Origin of the sequence: Kosakonia sp. MUSA4 (assembly GCF_013085925.1) — a bacterium.
Classification (GTDB): domain Bacteria; phylum Pseudomonadota; class Gammaproteobacteria; order Enterobacterales; family Enterobacteriaceae; genus Kosakonia; species Kosakonia sacchari_B.
Map to the genome: position 1 here is coordinate 1604966 of NZ_CP025697.1, position 17089 is coordinate 1622054.

Annotated in this window: 10 protein-coding genes; 3 read left to right on the forward strand and 7 right to left on the reverse strand. The window is 53.9% G+C overall.

The features are described from left to right. The 5 genes from C0557_RS27275 to C0557_RS07635 form a co-directional block, all read right to left on the reverse strand. On the reverse strand, positions 1-5533 hold a 5533-nt coding region (locus C0557_RS27275; RefSeq protein WP_217273283.1), incomplete at its 3' end, for a hypothetical protein. 322 nt (positions 5534-5855) lie between these two features. Further along, a complete protein-coding gene (locus tag C0557_RS07620; protein WP_074775469.1) occupies positions 5856-6197 on the reverse strand; it encodes a tryptophan synthase subunit beta in 342 nt (113 codons plus the stop codon). A 37-nt stretch (positions 6198-6234) separates the two neighbouring features. Continuing rightward, complete coding sequence (locus C0557_RS07625; protein WP_208658038.1) at positions 6235-8172, reverse strand: EAL domain-containing protein; 1938 nt, start codon at positions 8170-8172, stop codon at positions 6235-6237. Positions 8173-8181: 9 nt separating this feature from the next. Next, the gene (gene lapG, locus C0557_RS07630; RefSeq protein ID WP_208658039.1) at positions 8182-8886 is read right to left on the reverse strand and encodes a cysteine protease LapG; all 705 of its coding nucleotides are present in this window, start codon (positions 8884-8886) and stop codon (positions 8182-8184) included. Positions 8887-8895: 9 nt separating this feature from the next. After that, positions 8896-10575: a Mur ligase gene (locus C0557_RS07635; RefSeq protein WP_208658040.1), complete on the reverse strand. Its 1680-nt coding sequence runs from the start codon at positions 10573-10575 to the stop codon at positions 8896-8898. Between the two features lie 104 nt (positions 10576-10679). Between C0557_RS07635 and C0557_RS07640 the strand changes: the two genes are divergently transcribed. Both C0557_RS07640 and C0557_RS07645 read left to right on the forward strand, forming a co-directional pair. Then, complete coding sequence (locus C0557_RS07640) at positions 10680-11582, forward strand: S9 family peptidase (RefSeq protein ID WP_253073793.1); 903 nt, start codon at positions 10680-10682, stop codon at positions 11580-11582. Then, positions 11536-14865, forward strand: coding sequence for a CapA family protein (locus tag C0557_RS07645; protein WP_208658041.1), 3330 nt, complete (start codon positions 11536-11538; stop codon positions 14863-14865). The genes C0557_RS07640 and C0557_RS07645 overlap by 47 nt, the downstream gene beginning before the upstream one ends. Before the next feature lie 161 nt (positions 14866-15026). Here C0557_RS07645 and C0557_RS07650 read toward each other — a convergent pair whose 3' ends face one another. Together C0557_RS07650 and C0557_RS07655 are read right to left on the reverse strand one after the other, a co-directional pair. Next, positions 15027-15485 carry a DUF3828 domain-containing protein gene (locus tag C0557_RS07650; protein ID WP_208658042.1) on the reverse strand — a complete coding sequence of 153 codons (459 nt, stop codon included), beginning with the start codon at positions 15483-15485 and terminating at the stop codon, positions 15027-15029. Further along, positions 15485-15853, reverse strand: coding sequence for a hypothetical protein (locus C0557_RS07655; RefSeq protein ID WP_074775480.1), 369 nt, complete (start codon positions 15851-15853; stop codon positions 15485-15487). The genes C0557_RS07650 and C0557_RS07655 overlap by 1 nt, the downstream gene beginning before the upstream one ends. Positions 15854-16146: 293 nt before the next feature. On the opposite strand from C0557_RS07655, the gene C0557_RS07660 reads away from it, so the two are divergent. Continuing rightward, a complete protein-coding gene (locus C0557_RS07660; RefSeq protein WP_208658043.1) occupies positions 16147-17049 on the forward strand; it encodes an alpha/beta hydrolase in 903 nt (300 codons plus the stop codon). Positions 17050-17089: the final 40 nt, after the last annotated feature.

Sequence of the window (17089 nt, forward strand, 5' to 3'; positions counted from 1 at the left end):
CATCCGCATCCGCATCCGCATCCGCATCCGCATCCGCATCCGCATCCGCATCCGCATCCGCATCCGCATCCGCATCAGCGTCGGCATCCGCATCAGAGTCTGCGTCGGAATCGGCATCCGCGTCAGAATCCGCATCCGCATCGGCATCAGAATCTGCATCCGCATCCGCATCAGAGTCTGCGTCGGAATCGGCATCCGCGTCAGAATCCGCATCCGCATCGGCATCAGAATCTGCATCCGCATCCGCATCAGAGTCAGCGTCGGAATCTGCATCCGCATCGGCATCTGTGTCGGCGTCAGCATCGGCATCTGCGTCGGTATCCGAGTCGGCATCCGCGTCGGAATCCGCATCGGAGTCTGCATCCGAATCAGCATCGGCATCGGCGTCTGCGTCTGCGTCCGAGTCGGAATCTGCATCGGCATCAGCGTCGGAATCGGCATCCGCGTCAGAGTCTGCATCCGCATCCGCATCCGCATCCGCATCGGCATCAGCGTCTGAATCGGCATCGGCATCGGCATCGGCATCCGCGTCGGCATCAGCATCCGCGTCGGCGTCCGAATCCGCATCTGCATCAGCGTCCGCATCGGCATCAGCGTCCGCATCGGCATCAGAGTCTGCATCGGCATCGGCATCGGCATCGGCATCGGCATCGGCATCCGAGTCTGCATCCGAATCGGAATCAGCGTCTGCATCGGCATCGGCATCGGAGTCTGCATCGGCATCCGCGTCGGCGTCCGAATCCGCATCTGAGTCGGAATCTGCATCAGCATCGGAGTCTGCGTCAGAATCGGCATCAGCGTCCGAGTCGGCATCAGAGTCCGCATCGGCATCAGAGTCTGCATCGGCATCGGCATCGGCATCGGCATCGGCATCGGCATCGGCATCCGAGTCTGCATCCGAATCGGAATCAGCGTCTGCATCGGCATCGGAGTCTGCATCGGCATCTGCGTCGGTATCCGAGTCGGCGTCTGCGTCGGCATCCGCATCAGCGTCCGAATCCGCATCAGAGTCCGCGTCGGCATCAGAATCGGAATGTTGATCAGAATCTGAGTCCGCATCTGCATCGGCGTCAGAGTCTGCATCTGCATCAGAATCTGCATCCGCATCCGCATCCGCATCCGCATCGGAATCAGCGTCCGCGTCGGCATCTGCATCTGCGTCTGCGTCGGCATCTGCATCTGCGTCTGCGTCGGCATCTGCATCCGCATCCGAGTCCGCATCCGCATCGGCATCGGCATCAGAATCCGCATCGGCATCGGCATCAGAATCCGCATCAGCATCGGCATCCGCGTCGGAATCTGCATCCGCGTCCGCATCTGCATCTGCGTCGGCGTCTGCATCGGCGTCCGAATCAGCATCTGCGTCCGAATCGGCATCGGGATCAGCGTCCGCGTCTGCGTCGGCATCTGCATCTGAGTCGGCATCTGCATCGGAATCAGCATCCGCATCGGCATCCGCGTCGGCATCTGAATCCGCATCAGCGTCGGAATCGGCATCAGCATCAGCATCAGCATCGGCATCGGAGTCCGCATCAGCATCCGCATCCGCATCCGCATCAGCGTCGGAATCAGCATCCGCATCGGAGTCTGCATCCGCATCAGCGTCTGAATCCGCGTCGGAATCTGCATCTGCGTCGGAATCCGCATCCGCATCGGTATCAGAGTCTGCATCTGCGTCCGCATCAGCGTCGGAATCTGCATCAGCATCGGCATCCGCATCAGCGTCCGCGTCGGAATCGGCGTCTGCATCGGAATCCGCATCTGAATCGGCATCGGAGTCCGCATCGGCGTCCGAGTCCGCATCGGAGTCCGCATCGGCGTCCGAGTCCGCATCCGAGTCCGCATCTGCGTCCGCATCCGAGTCCGCATCTGCGTCCGCATCCGCGTCCGCATCGGCGTCGGAATCCGCATCCGCGTCCGCGTCGGCATCAGAGTCAGCATCCGCATCAGAATCCGCGTCGGAATCTGCATCCGCGTCGGAGTCTGCGTCCGCATCCGAGTCGGCATCCGCATCAGCATCAGCGTCGGAGTCTGCATCCGCATCCGCATCGGAATCTGCATCCGCATCCGCATCCGCATCGGCGTCAGAGTCTGCGTCGGCATCCGAATCTGTGTCTGCGTCTGCATCGGCGTCTGCATCGGAATCTGCATCCGCATCCGCATCAGCGTCCGAATCGGCATCGGCGTCCGAATCGGCGTCGGAATCGGCATCTGCATCTGCATCGGAGTCTGCATCGGCATCTGCGTCGGTATCCGAGTCGGCATCTGCGTCGGTATCCGAGTCGGCGTCTGCGTCGGCATCCGCATCAGCGTCCGAATCCGCATCAGAGTCCGCGTCGGCATCAGAATCGGAATGTTGATCAGAATCTGAGTCCGCATCTGCATCCGCGTCCGCGTCCGCATCGGCGTCAGAGTCCGCATCGGCATCCGCATCGGCGTCAGAGTCAGCATCAGCGTCAGAATCGGCATCGGCGTCCGCGTCCGAGTCAGCATCCGCATCGGCGTCTGAATCGGCATCTGCATCAGCGTCAGCGTCGGAATCTGCATCCGAATCCGCATCGGCATCGGCGTCCGAATCGGAATCTGCATCGGCATCCGAGTCGGCATCGGCGTCGGCATCGGCATCGGCATCCGAGTCTGCGTCTGAATCGGCATCGGCATCCGAGTCCGCATCCGCATCCGCATCGGCGTCTGCATCCGCATCAGCGTCGGCATCGGAATCAGCATCAGCGTCGGCATCGGCATCAGCATCCGCGTCGGCATCTGCATCGGAATCTGCGTCCGAGTCCGAATCTGCGTCCGCATCCGCATCCGCATCCGAGTCGGCATCGGCATCAGCATCCGAGTCTGTATCAGCATCAGCATCGGCGTCAGAGTCTGCATCTGCGTCTGAATCGGCATCAGAATCCGCATCAGCGTCAGCATTGGCGTCCGCATCTGCATCTGCGTCGGCGTCTGCATCGGCGTCCGAATCAGCATCTGCGTCCGAATCGGCATCGGAATCAGCGTCCGCGTCTGCGTCGGCATCGGAGTCCGCGTCAGCATCAGCATCCGCATCCGCATCAGCGTCGGAATCTGCATCAGCATCGGCGTCCGAATCGGAATCAGCATCGGAATCAGCGTCGGCATCGGCATCCGAGTCTGTATCGGCATCCGCATCCGCATCGGCGTCCGAATCGGCATCAGCGTCCGCGTCTGCGTCGGCATCGGAGTCCGCGTCAGCATCCGCATCCGCATCAGCGTCGGAATCTGCATCAGCATCGGCGTCCGAATCGGAATCAGCATCGGAATCAGCGTCGGCATCGGCATCCGAGTCTGTATCGGCATCCGCATCCGCATCGGCGTCCGAATCGGCATCAGCATCCGCGTCGGAGTCTGCATCCGCATCTGCATCTGCATCTGCATCCGAATCGGAATCTGCATCGGCATCGGCATCGGCATCGGCATCGGCATCCGCATCAGCGTCCGCGTCGGAATCGGCGTCTGCATCGGAATCCGCATCTGAATCGGCATCGGAGTCCGCATCGGCGTCGGCATCGGTATCAGAGTCTGCATCCGCATCAGCATCTGCGTCCGAATCTGCGTCGGCATCTGCATCGGAGTCTGCATCGGAATCTGCATCAGCATCAGCATCGGCATCCGCATCAGCGTCCGCGTCGGAATCGGCGTCTGCATCGGAATCCGCATCTGAATCGGCATCGGAGTCCGCATCGGCATCGGCGTCGGCATCAGAATCAGCATCAGCATCGGCATCGGCATCCGCATCGGAATCCGCATCCGAATCGGCATCCGCGTCCGAATCGGCATCCGCATCGGCATCCGAATCGGCGTCTGCATCGGAATCTGCATCCGCGTCGGAGTCGGAATCCGCATCCGCGTCGGCATCCGCATCGGAGTCTGCATCCGAATCTGCGTCCGCATCGGCATCGGCGTCGGAATCCGCATCCGCATCCGCATCCGCATCAGCGTCTGAATCCGCGTCGGAATCCGCATCTGCGTCGGAATCCGCATCCGCATCGGTATCAGAGTCTGCATCTGCATCTGCGTCCGCATCTGCATCGGAATCAGCATCCGCATCGGCATCCGCGTCGGCATCTGAATCCGCATCCGCATCGGCATCCGCATCGGCATCCGCGTCGGCATCTGAATCCGCATCAGCGTCAGAGTCTGCATCCGCATCCGCGTCGGCATCTGAATCCGCATCTGCATCGGCGTCGGAATCGGCATCGGAGTCAGCATCCGCATCCGCATCAGCATCGGCATCAGCGTCTGCATCCGAATCGGCATCCGCGTCCGCATCGGCATCCGCGTCAGAATCCGCATCCGCATCGGAGTCAGCATCCGAATCTGCATCCGCATCAGCATCCGCGTCCGCGTCCGCGTCGGCATCAGCATCAGAGTCCGCATCGGCATCTGTGTCGGCATCAGCATCAGAGTCCGCGTCTGCATCAGAATCCGCGTCCGAGTCGGCATCAGCATCAGAGTCCGCGTCCGCATCCGCATCCGCGTCGGAATCTGCATCCGCATCCGCGTCAGAGTCCGCATCCGCATCCGCATCGGAGTCCGAATCAGCATCGGAGTCTGTATCAGCATCAGCATCAGCATCGGCGTCGGAATCGGCATCGGAGTCAGCATCGGCATCTGCATCTGCATCTGCGTCCGCATCCGCGTCCGAGTCGGAATCTGCATCCGAGTCGGCATCTGCGTCGGCGTCCGAATCTGCGTCTGCGTCCGCATCTGCATCTGAGTCGGCATCTGCATCGGAATCAGCATCCGCATCCGCATCGGCATCGGCATCGGCGTCGGCATCCGCATCTGCATCCGCGTCGGAGTCTGCGTCGGCATCCGCGTCCGCGTCCGAGTCGGCATCCGCATCCGCATCTGCGTCTGCATCAGCGTCCGAATCCGCATCCGCATCCGCATCGGCATCGGCATCAGAATCCGCATCGGCGTCGGAATCTGCATCGGCATCCGCATCAGCGTCGGCATCAGAATCGGCATCAGAATCCGCATCCGCATTCGCGCCAGCGATTTCGAGGCCTTGTTCGGATGCAGGAAGGCCTAATTCTTCACGCTGGTCGCCATCGGGATTATCAATTCCGGCAGTGGGGTATCCGGCGGTGGGATCGAGGATCTCGCCGGTAAGATCGAGAATGACGTGAGTATGGCTACCGCCTTCCTCGCCGCCATCCGGCGTGGCGGGTGTGGCATTGGCATTCGGGCCTGCGGCAGGTGCTTCAAGGGTTTGCGTCGGGTCCTGCCCGGCGGCAATCGCCTGCTGGATGGCTCCAACGTCTGTGGATGGGGCGTCGGATTCAGCGGTTAAAGCAACGTCATGGCTGTCCCAATGGGTATCACGGCCTAAATCGAGGGTTTTTCCATCGGATAAGGTAATCGAAATGGCGCCTTCGGCACCCGTATCTATTTGCTCTCCTTCCTGGATTGTGTCGCCTTCAACCAGCAGATGTCTGCTTCCGTCAGGGGAGGTCGCAAAGACTTGTCCTATAACTGTTTTTACGACCCCGACACTCATATAAATTAACCTCTTAAATACGTCAGATCTTTGCCGCTGAATAATCAGAAATGCATTTGTTAAATTAAATAGTCGATGCCCGAATAATTATATTCGGTATCGAAGTCATTATTTCTAAAGCGTTGTTTTAAAGGTGGTGATTTTTCCTAAAATAAAATCAATGAGATTTATAAGGAAATGTGATTTTTCCTAAGGTCATCTTATTTTAAGGCTGGAGATTATTCCTAAGATAAAAAATAAATGTTATTTAAAAGTTATGTGATTTGTCCTAAAAAATAGTATTTATTATAAGTTGATGATTATTCTGAAAGTGAAAAGTAATTCAAAAGATCCCCTCATCTTCATCATCGATTAAACGTTCCAGCCCGCTGAGTGTAAGTCGCGCTTGCGAGCGATTAATCAGTTTGCTTTGCGCGGCTTGCGGCAGGTCGGTAATACTAATAATTCCTTTACTCATCAATACTTCAATAAGATCCTCCAGTACACGAACCATTTCAAGATCGCTTTGCTGGAGCCGTTTAAGCGTCTCCTGATGCATGGCATGTATACGAATCCATTCGGTGATTTCTTGCGTATCTTCTTCGTGCTGTTCCACCATCCCCGCAAATGGCGTGGATTCTACTCGTGTAATGCGTCCTTCAGCATCGCGTTCAATGTAATGCATGCTTAACTCCTGTTGTAGTTATGATGTGACTATTAACTTATTGTTTCGACAATAAACCTGGCTCGCCAAAGTAACGACCCATTGCCCCATAGAGACCTATTTTATTGAGTATCGCTAATTCTCCGGATGTTTCCACTCGTTCAGCAATAAGCGGAAGATCGATTTGCCGGGTCGCCCAGTACATCGCTTCAATAAAAATTCTCTTGTCTTCTTCTGTATCAATAAGATGAATATAGGCACCGTCCACTTTTATCCAGGCCAGTCCCCATTGCGGTAAATTACCTATCAAATTGAATCTACCGCCAAAATGCTGAATACCCAGATGGCAACCCACGGCTTTAAGTTTATTAACCAGTTCATTGACGCGTTCGGCATGGGGTAATTCATTTTCATCCAGTTCAAGTGTTAAGCGACTGGCCTGATTCGGCGCATTTTTTAACAGCTGTAATATCGCATCCAGTTTTTCGTCATTCGCTACGCTTTCACCGCTAATGCTCAGCGCTAAAGGGTAGGGGATATTTGTCATTTCACGTAATATTTGCTTAAGCATGACTAAATCCATGCGAAAGCTCAGTGAAAACCGATGAATCCAGGGCATAAAGTGCCCGGCAGGCGTTAATTCTCCATTATCCTCTTTTATTCGCGCCAGCACTTTATAGTGCAAAATGCGCTGTTGATCGTGACAGGAAAATACCGGCTGCGCGAAAAGGATAAACTTTTCCGCACTCAATACTCTTTCGAGTTTGCTAAGCCACTGGTGATGGTTCTCCTCACCGTAACCCGTTGCTGTTATCCACGGGTCCGCTGCGAAATGTTTCTCCGTTTCGGCCTCCGCCAGCGCGTGGTCGGCCTGTGCCAGCACCGCCTGTGGCGTGTCACCCGCGCGAAACGTGATATGCGTGAAATAGGCCACGGGCGAGGTATCGCTCATCCCCGTATCGTTAAGCGCTTTCAGCCGCCGGGACAACGCGTTTTCCAGTTCTGGCGGGAGAAACTCGCCGGTCAGGAGAGCAAATTCACTGCCGCGGATGCGGGCGAGAAAACCCTCGTTGCGCAGGAAGCGTTTCTGCAGTTCGCGCAAAATAGTGGCAATGGATTTCAGTAGTTCATCGGCTTTTTCTGCGCCGACGCGCTGATTCAACCCGATAAGATCCTGCACCCGCAGCAAAATAAGGTTTCCCTCTTTGCTCTCTTCGTCGCTCAGCAGTGATTGCAGTTTGATATCAAACGTGCGCCGGTTATTGAGTTCCGTCAGGCTATCGCGATAGGCGGCTTCGCGCAGGGATTCAGTGCGTTCTGCTTGCTCATGAAACAGGGCTTTCAGTTGCGAAACCATCATATTGCTGGCTTCGACAACGCGCATCAGTTCCGGCGTTTTAGGCACATCGGTGACTTTACGAAACTCACGGTGGCAGATGGAGCGAGCCTGCTCAACAACGTTATTCAAAGGGCGCAGGCTGCGATGCAACATGAACATCGCGCACAGGATGCACAGCAAACTGCACAGGCCCAACCACAGGAAACTGGCGACCATGTTGTTCCATAATCGGGCCACCGAAAACATCTGGTGGCTGACCACTTCAACACGCGCTGCCTGAATCCAGCCATCCATCACGATGGCATCGCCCACGCCTGGCCGCAGTCTCACCAGATGAGTGAACCACCGCGGAACATTGGCGCTTTGCGGCGTGCCTTTTCGTTCAATTAACGTCTTCCCACTCTTCACATCGACCAGGCGAATACTGTAGAAATAACCGCTGTCAAAAATGGAATCGACCATCAGCTCAATCACTGCCGGGTCGTCAATATGGCCCGTCAGCGCAACGCCCAGCGCGGTCGCGGCATCCTGAGCGTGCGAGTTCAGCTGATTGCTGTACTGCTCACGTGAGCTTTCAAGCGTGATTACGTAATTTCCGCATAAAAGAACCAATGTAAACAGACAGATGCCGATCAGCAGCTGCTTATACAATGACATGGCAATCTCCTATTCTTGAATGACAAATCCTTCCGCACGCATTCTTGTGAGAAGATCCTGCCAGCGGGATAACCGCTTACTGTCGCCGACACGTTTATTTCCCCCGGCTCCCGGCAGCCATAACCCCTCGCCGTTAAATGCATAAACCGGCAGAAGATCCGGACGCTGCGTGGCGGGTAAAATCGTGGTATTCAAATTATCCAGCACCAGCGGAATCGCATCCGGCTTGGCATACCACGTCACGACCATATGCGCCTGGTTCAGTTTTATTGCTTTGACGTAGGTGATGCGTAACTGGCTGGCAGGTACGCCAATTTCCCGCAATGTGAAATATTTGGCTAACGCATAATCCTCGCAATCGCCTTCACCTTTACGTAAAAATTCAATCGGTGTTGCCCAGTAGTCTTCCTTTCCCCAGACCAGTTTGTCATCGCGAAACAGCATGCGTTGATTAAAAAACTGGTTCACACGATTCAACTTTTCTTTAATCGATTCCTGTGGCGGGTTATTCACCAATATCGCCCATTGATCAATTCGTTGCTGAGCCGCGGGCGTCGTTGCGCCATATAACTGCCGGGTGCGGGAATTAATGGCATTGAAATCCCATCCGGCCGCCAATCCGCCGGGAGAAAACAGAAACACAAGCAACAACCAGAAGCACAAATATCGCTGCCTGCCGTGGCCTGCGCTGGTTGAGTAGGGGCGCCCGTTCATAAGTCACTACTAAGGGGCAGAATGTTGTTCAGTATGATGCGCGGCTTGTTGTTGCCAGTATTTTCGATAGGCGATGTAACCTGAAAGATAGTGTTCGACATCATCAATCCTGACCCGATAGCTGTGGTGGCGAATAAAAAAACTGCCAACGATACGCGATGGATTTTTAAAAAACATCGCCAGTTCCGGCCAAAAAAAACCATTAGCCAGATAGCGGGCGCGAGTTTCCAGTGCCAGAGAGAATTTTTCAGGATCGTGTTCGTTTAACAAATGCCGGTGCTCAGATTCCGCCAGCCGGGCAATCATTTTTGCCGCAGCCATCATCAGTTCCAGCAGTGTTGGATAGGTTGTGATCCGGTTCAGTACAAAATCAAGATGACCATGTACGTTGTCAAGGCCAAACTGGTAATAACGTTCAAGCGGACGGTAGAGTGTCAGCTCATTCACGCAGTAGCTTAACCAGTGATCGTGTGCCTGCCAGTGCCGCTGCGCGATAAAATAGTCCATCGCCCGTTCAACGCAGGAAAGCCAGCGCGGCTCGCGGGTAATTCCGTACAGGCGCATCAGCGCAAAGGCGGCTTCGCCATCATAATAGATAATGCGATGCTCAGCTTTTAGTGATAAATCAGAGGCATGCAAGACATGTACAAAAGCGCCGGTTTGCGGATCCTGCATATAACAAATGCCATTCGCCAGCCGGTTCATCTGCGCAAGATAACGATTGTCGGCGGTGAGTTCGGTATATTTTGCCATCGCCAGGATACAAACCGCGTTACCGCCCAGCTTGATTTCATTACCGCTGTCGACAAGAAAATCCGCGCTGCTGCCATCGGGCAGTTGATAGTTTTGAATCAGTTCATCGCTCAGGTTTTTCAGGGCGCGTTCGATAGCCATTCGCTGATCATCGTTGCGGCTCACTTCCCAGCCCTCGAGCAAGGCATAGGTCGAACTGGCGTGGCGTAACGTGTTGTAGGTGGGGATCCGGCGATCAAAACAGGGAAACCAGCCATATTCATACTGGCCGTCAGGTTTTATCTGGCGCGCCAGATAATCGGTGGCCGACAGGATCATCATCTCCAGTTCATCCTGCCAGTGCGTTAGTTGACGATACCCTGAGTTTCGCCCCTGAGATTCAATGGGCAGTAGCGTTTTGCCGTCGGAAAAAAGCGCTCTGGTTTTGAAGCGCCAGATCGGCCGATCCGCCTCCTGCGGCCAATCGAATCGCGCGCCAAAACGCCGCCGGGTAAAGTGCGCCAGATTGGCACTATTGGGCGTCGCGACACCCTGTTTTCCGTTATACAGCAGCGCGTTGGCAGCAATTTCTTGTTCCAGAACGGCATAGTTAAAGGCGGGATCGAAACTTAAACCCCAGCGAAAATAGTTACGTTTGGTCGCCGCCAGCTTCTCCTGCAATTTATCCCAACGCAGTTTTTCAACCTGTTCAACAATATCAACGCGCAGCCAGGTCATGTCTGCTTCCCGGATACCACATAAATGTTGCAATGCAGCGGCTCCGCTCTGCCACGCTTCATCGAAACGCTGGCCACGCCCGCACGCAACCTGCGCACGGCTTTTACCCTCGCTGGCGCTGAAAAAAATAACCCAGCCAGGTGAGGGGGAGGAAAGCGTGCTAATATCCAGTTGTTCTGCGGCGGGCTGTATATGTGTAAGTAATTGATGAAGCGACATTTGGCTCCCCGTTAATTTTTAGCGCCAGCAACATCTATTCTTAATAATTTCAGGTTTATACCCTGCAATTGTAGCAGCCTATTGTTCTGGTTCTGGGGACAAATATGTCATTTCAACTGCGTATCGGAATAATCACATTATTTTTTTTATCCGTTTCTGTTTATGCAGATATACCCTTGTTATGGAATCAAAAAGCCATTAGCAGTCATTGTCCCATTACCGCTGATGAAGTCTGGGTAAAATATGATGGCGGAGTTGACTGCATCCGCTATTTTGCAGGTGGAAATATGCAGAATGCACCGCTGGTTGTGGTGGTATTTCTGGGCGATCGCGTGCCTTTTATCAAGCGCGATCCTGAAACTATTCCGGCAAATACCGCAACGGCACAACGAAAAATTGCACAAAAATTCAGTATACGAACCGGCTTACCGGTCGTTATTGTTGCCAGACCAGGAACATACGGTTCCAGCGGTAATCATTATAACCGTCGGCAACGTGCTGAATTTCTGGCGTTAAACGCCACGCTGGACAGGCTGCGCCAACAATACAACATCGGGCAGTTTATTTTGACTGGCCATAGTGGCGGCGCAACTGCGGCTTCAGCATTATTAACGCTCGGGCGTAATGATATTCGCTGTGCAATTTTAACTTCAGGGGCATGGGATCTTCTTAATCGGGCAGAAGTGCTGCGTAAAGAACGTGGTGAGCGCAGCGATGCGGGGAAGGATATTACCGGCCTGGTTAATCCTTATGATCCGCTCTATCACATTGATAATATTCCTCCTGACCCGCAGCGTCAGATTCTGATCATTGGCAATCTTCAGGATCAAATCACCCCCTTTGAACTTCAGGTTAAATTTGCACGCGCATTGCGTGATAAACATCATCGCGTCGCTTTAATCGAATCGCCTGCATATCCCCCTGAATATCATAATCTTAAAGGCAATCAAGAGCTAAAGTATGTTAAACAATGCAAATCAGCGGGGATGGCAAAGCGCGGAGCTTGAGCGTTTGCTTGGCAGTAAATGGCACGTGCAGCCTGGCGCAGAGTGGCGGGCAGATAATATTGCGCTGACCATGGTTGATACCAAAAAAAATAACGGTAAATGTTTATTTATCGCGATGGATGAAAAAACCTGGCATGCCGGTTCCGGTAATACCGGTATTTATGCGGGCTGGAAAGATACTCATGAAGTATTAAAAAATAATTATCATCACTTCTGTGGCGCAATTGTTCAGCATCATCTTGCGGAACTTCCTGACGGGTTTCCGCAAATGGTTGTGGAAAATACCTATGATGTATTACCGATTCTCGCCGATGAAGCACGCCGTCGGATGAACGGCAAAATTATCGCTATCACCGGTACAGTAGGGAAATCATCGACGAAAGATTTATTACATATGTTGCTGGCGGAGGAGGGTTCCACGATTGCGACACAAGGAAACCATAATACCCGAACCGGAACGATGGTAAGCCTTGCACGCTGTATTACCGATCCGCAATATGTGGTGCTGGAAGTGGCTATTTCCGCATTATGGATGCAGTCTGGCGGCGCGGGTACGCGAATCAAACCCCATCTTGTTATCATCACGGAAATAGGTATGACGCAGGTGGGCCGTAATGTGAAAACACTGCGTGATACTGCACGTTTTAAAACACGGTTATGCAATGCGATTTTACCTGGCGGCTACGCGATATTAAACCGTGATATGGATGAATATGATTTTGTGGCTCAGGACGCTATTCGCTACGGCGCCCGCGTAATCAGTTATGGTTTTCATCCGCAGGCGGATGTTCCTGTCACGGATTATGCAGCGGAAACGGACCACTCAATAATAGAAATTTTATTCAACGGCACGGCAATTAAATATCAACTGAATGTGCCGGGAAAAGGCATGGCGAGAAATTCTGTGGCTGCGCTGATTGCCATTCATTTGTCAGGCGGCGATATCAATAAAGCGGCCGGGCGTATTGCAGATTACCGTAATCATAAAAATAAATTACAAACCGGGACAATGGCGCTGCCCGGCGGCGGTTCGGTGACGCTGATTGATGACAACTATAACGCCACGCTGACCTCAATGTGCAATGCCTTTGAGGTCGCCTCCCTGTATCAAATGCGTCCTGGGCAACGGCGTGTTGCGGTTCTCGGGCGGCTGGCAACCCTCGGCGAACTGGCTAAAGAGAGCCATATTGCGCTGGCGGAACCTCTGCTGCAGGCCGGTTTTGATCGGGTCTGGCTGCATGGCGAAGAGATGCGGGATTTGATGGCAGCGTTGCCTGCCGGACGGGTCAGCGGCCATTTTACCCAGGTTGACGAAATGGCGGAAAGCGTGATGGCCGGGCTGAAGGCGGGGGACGTGGTTCTGGTCAAAGGCAGCGTCAGCGATTCTGATTTCCATCATATTGTCAGCCGCATGAAAAGTATCAGCCGTCGTGCAGCGCCAGCGTTAAAGGCAGGCCAGACGGCGGGTTTGTTGATCAATCTTTCCCGCGGTGAGCAGGTTGTGTCGCGCCATGCTGATGCGGTTTTCGAACCCTTACATTTAAGTCATCTGTTACTCATTACGCAACTTGCTGCCCGGCAGAACAAAGACAACGGCGCGCTGACCACCCCCATCACCGCGAAAACGGTGCCTGCCGGTATTTTGCAAAAAGGCCCGGCATTGGGGCTGGAAGCGGGGCAGGAGTACAGCGTGAAATGTCTGCTTCAGGCGATGATCATTCACAACGCCAGAGATGCCGCCGTTAACCTGGCGCATTACCTGGCTGGCGATACGGCGGCGGCGCTTTCGCGTGTGCAGGCGCAGATCAAGGCGCTGGGGATGGCGCAGACGCAAATCAGTAATGTGTCGGGGCGGTTGTGGCGGCAGCAGCAAACAACGGTGCAGGATATCGCCCGGCTGGTCCGCCATTTTTACCAATATTTTCCTCATTTTCTGCACTGGTTTGCTGAAAGCGAAATGGTGTCTGGCGAGCGCCTGTACCGCAAGAGCAGCAATATTCAGGCCGCTGGCCGCGCCAGCTACAGCTATAGCTCCGGCGGCACGCCGCGCTGGGGATTTGCCATTCATCGGCACGGCGGAGAGTTATGGCTGGCCTGTGCTGCCGGTGCAGAGGATGCTTTTCATCTCGACTATTTGTTGGATGAATTGCTGGTGCAGGCGGAAGGAGAGACAACGGCGGTTAATGATCAGCAGATCATCACCTTCGGTAAAGACGACATTACCGTGGCGCTGCTGGGCGACACCTATTGTGGCGAGTGGTACACGCGCCAGCGTCAGCGCCGCGGTATCGATGATGGGCTACAACGTTATGGTTACGATCACGCGTTCCTCGGCATCGCGCCGCTACTGGCGGGGAGCGACCTGACGATCGCGAATTTTGAAGCGGCGCTCACCGAGAGCGCACAGGGCTCGCTGGCGGGGCGTAAACCCTTTTGTCTGACCGGCGATCCGCTCGCGACAACGGCGACCTTAAAAAATCACGGCATTGATGCCGTGACGCTGGCAAACAATCATGCGATGGACGCCGGGATCGCCGGGCTACGCCGCACACTGGATGCCTTTTCGCAGCAGGGCATATCGACGTTTGGCGCGGGAATGAATGCCGCACAAGCGCATGCGCCATTAACGCTGGCGATCAACGGCAGGCGTTTTAAATTTTTCAGCGCTTACTGGTTTCGGCAATACATGGAACAGGATTGCGCTTTCTATGCGCAGCCGCGCCGCGCGGGCGTTGCCTGTATCAGTGGCGGATTAACGGAAAAGCTGCGCGAGGAAAAATGCAGCGACGATCCGGCAACGCTGATTGTGCTGGCTCACTGGGGACAAGATTATCAATGGACACGCCCACAGCAGCGCCAGCTTGCACAGCGGCTGATGGATGCCGGCGCCGATCTGATTATTGGCTCCGGCCCGCATATTCCCGGCGATATCGTGCGCACAGCGCAAGGCTGGGTGCTCTACAGCATTGGTAATGGCGTGTTCAACAGCAACGGAGAGTATCAGTCGCGCGGAATGCCGCCGTACGGTTTTATCGTGCGCTTGTCCTTAGGCGGTGCGCAGCCTGCGCTGGAATTACAGCCCATGTTTACCGATAACCAGCAAACATTCTGGCAGCCCCGGCCAGTGAGTGAAACTGAGTTCGAAGATCTCATTACGATTTTGCGCGAACAGGGAACGCTCATTACAGAACAACCACAGCAAGAGGGCGCGTGGATTAAACGCCAGAAAAATACTCGCCCGGTAATTGTGCTGCCGCTGGATGCCCGATTCGCCGGACGTTAATAACAAGCCTGGCGAAGAAGAGGGGGAAAAGAGGTCGATCACAATTAAGACGGGAGCGAATATCGAATAACGTGGCGTGGAGAAGCAAATAAACACCCGTCGGTATTAAAGCGGTGTTTTGAAGCAGAAATAAAACCCGTGTTTCCACGGGCGAAGCCGATTTAATACAATTTTTGTTCGATATGTTCCCCGGCATCAATAACCCGGAAGATTTTCCATTGCCCGTCTTCCTTGCATGTCCAGACTTGCAGATGCGCCAGCTTGTTATCTTCTATACCCAACCAGACATCGAGCTTCAGATTATCCCCATCAGGGTACGCCGGAGAAACTTTCAGGCGCGGGATCCACGCCGGATTATAATCCTGGCTGTAGGTGAAATAGTCGGCCCCCAGCAACTCCTGTTCAGGCATATTATAGATGGCTGCAATGCGGGCCAGTAATTTACCGGAGACCCACTTGTGCATTTTCTCCATTTTGACCATTTCATCCGGCGGTGTTTTATCTAATTCATGCAGATAAAAGGTATAGAATTCCGTAATATTTTTCTGCACGTCGGTGGCAGTATTTGCGCTGGCGAAGGGCAGATAACACGCGAGCAATAATGAGATTATTAAACGCATCAGTTCTTCCTGTAGATAGTATAAGAAGGGTGAAGTCTGCGATAACCCGGCCCCGGATACATGTCTCGTTGTTTAAAATCTGAGTACCATGTTTTACCATCAAACATGGTCATATGTCCGATACCGTTCCCCCCAATATAGGGTTGAATGATGGCAACATCGCCTTTCTCTGGTGTTGCCGTTTGCGGTAAGGCGACAAATCCAGCTTTCAGCAATGAGTCGCCATAATCTTTCGCATACCGCGTTTGTATAAGGTTGATGCCGCCAGCGGCTATCGCCAGTCGAGTGTATTTTGCACATTCAGACCGGGATTTTGTGCCTGCATGCTTAACCAGATAATCCACTGCAGCAGATTTATCCCATCCCATAAAATTCCCTTTGAAAAAATGAAAACCACAAGATAACAAGGCGTTGTCATGCTACATCGGGCTATTTTTCGCGGAATAAGATTTATCCTGGTTGAGAAGGAGAGAGGCAGGAAAAACGCCTGGTGTTCTGCGTTGTTCGGTCGTGGAAGGATGGCGAGCCAGGTTTGTTCAGGTAAGAGGTAAATGCGTAATTATTGCAATCAAGAATAATTCCTATTAACGTTTGTCCCGTTCATTTGACCTTTCAGCCTGGCAGCGAAGACTGCGGTGCTGAAGCACAGGGAGTATGCGTAATGCATCGTCGTTTTTATGCCGCGCGCCTGGCGGCGCTGATCGTGCTGCTGCTTTGTTCGAAAACCGTTTTTTCACGACCGGATATGACCCCGCTCGGGCCGAATATCGCCGATAAGGGTTCGGCGTTTTACCATTTTGCGGTCAATACTTTTGATTCCGCCGACGGCAAGCGGCATTACAAAGTGTGGACCGCGATACCGAAAAAAAATCCTCCTGCGGCCGGTTATCCGGTGCTGTATCTGCTGGATGGCAATGCAGTAATGGACAGGCTTTCGGAGCCGTTGTTACAGAAATTGTCAGAACGCGATCCGTCGGTGCTGGTGGCTGTCGGTTATCAAACCGATCTGCCTTTTGATCTGGCAGCCAGGACCTACGATTACATACCTGCCGCAAAAGGGGAGCCGCAAAATCTGCGTGGCCGCCAGGGCGGCGGCAGCGCGCTTTTCCGTCAGTTGCTGGAAACCACCATCGCACCGCAGGCCGAAAAAGACATTGCGGTAAATCCGCAGAAACGGGCACTGTGGGGGCACTCTTACGGCGGATTATTGGTGCTGGAGAGTTATCTCACGTCGGGATTTTTTAACGCTTATTACTTGGCTGTACCTTCACTGGAGCGAAACAACTTTATGTTGCTCAACGCGATGGACGCGTTGCCAAAAGCGACATTCAGCCATAAATCGCTGTGGTTTCTCGAAGGTGATGGCGACCGCAAGGCCAATGATGAAAACGCCACTTCCGGTGTGCTGAACGCTATACAACATAGGGTTTCCCGCCTGCGTGCTGACGGTTTGCCGGTTACGTATTTGCTCTATCCGGGGCTGACGCACGGCGCGATGTTTGACACGTCGATGAAGGCGGCAATATGGCATCTGTCCGGGGAGGCGCTGCCTGCATCGCATTAAAAAAGGCCGCACCTGCGGCCTTCGCTGCTCTATTTTCTTT

What these genes read in the sequence shown, in the direction of transcription:
- C0557_RS07660 (WP_208658043.1), top strand. Translation starts at nt 16,147, where the DNA reads ATGCATCGTCGTTTTTATGCCGCGCGCCTGGCGGCGCTGATCGTGCTG.
- C0557_RS07655 (WP_074775480.1), bottom strand. Translation starts at nt 15,853, where the DNA reads ATGGGATGGGATAAATCTGCTGCAGTGGATTATCTGGTTAAGCATGCA.
- C0557_RS07625 (WP_208658038.1), bottom strand. Translation starts at nt 8,172, where the DNA reads ATGTCATTGTATAAGCAGCTGCTGATCGGCATCTGTCTGTTTACATTG.
- C0557_RS07635 (WP_208658040.1), bottom strand. Translation starts at nt 10,575, where the DNA reads ATGTCGCTTCATCAATTACTTACACATATACAGCCCGCCGCAGAACAA.
- C0557_RS07640 (WP_253073793.1), top strand. Translation starts at nt 10,680, where the DNA reads ATGTCATTTCAACTGCGTATCGGAATAATCACATTATTTTTTTTATCC.
- C0557_RS07620 (WP_074775469.1), bottom strand. Translation starts at nt 6,197, where the DNA reads ATGCATTACATTGAACGCGATGCTGAAGGACGCATTACACGAGTAGAA.
- C0557_RS07650 (WP_208658042.1), bottom strand. Translation starts at nt 15,485, where the DNA reads ATGCGTTTAATAATCTCATTATTGCTCGCGTGTTATCTGCCCTTCGCC.
- C0557_RS07645 (WP_208658041.1), top strand. Translation starts at nt 11,536, where the DNA reads ATGTTAAACAATGCAAATCAGCGGGGATGGCAAAGCGCGGAGCTTGAG.
- lapG (WP_208658039.1), bottom strand. Translation starts at nt 8,886, where the DNA reads ATGAACGGGCGCCCCTACTCAACCAGCGCAGGCCACGGCAGGCAGCGA.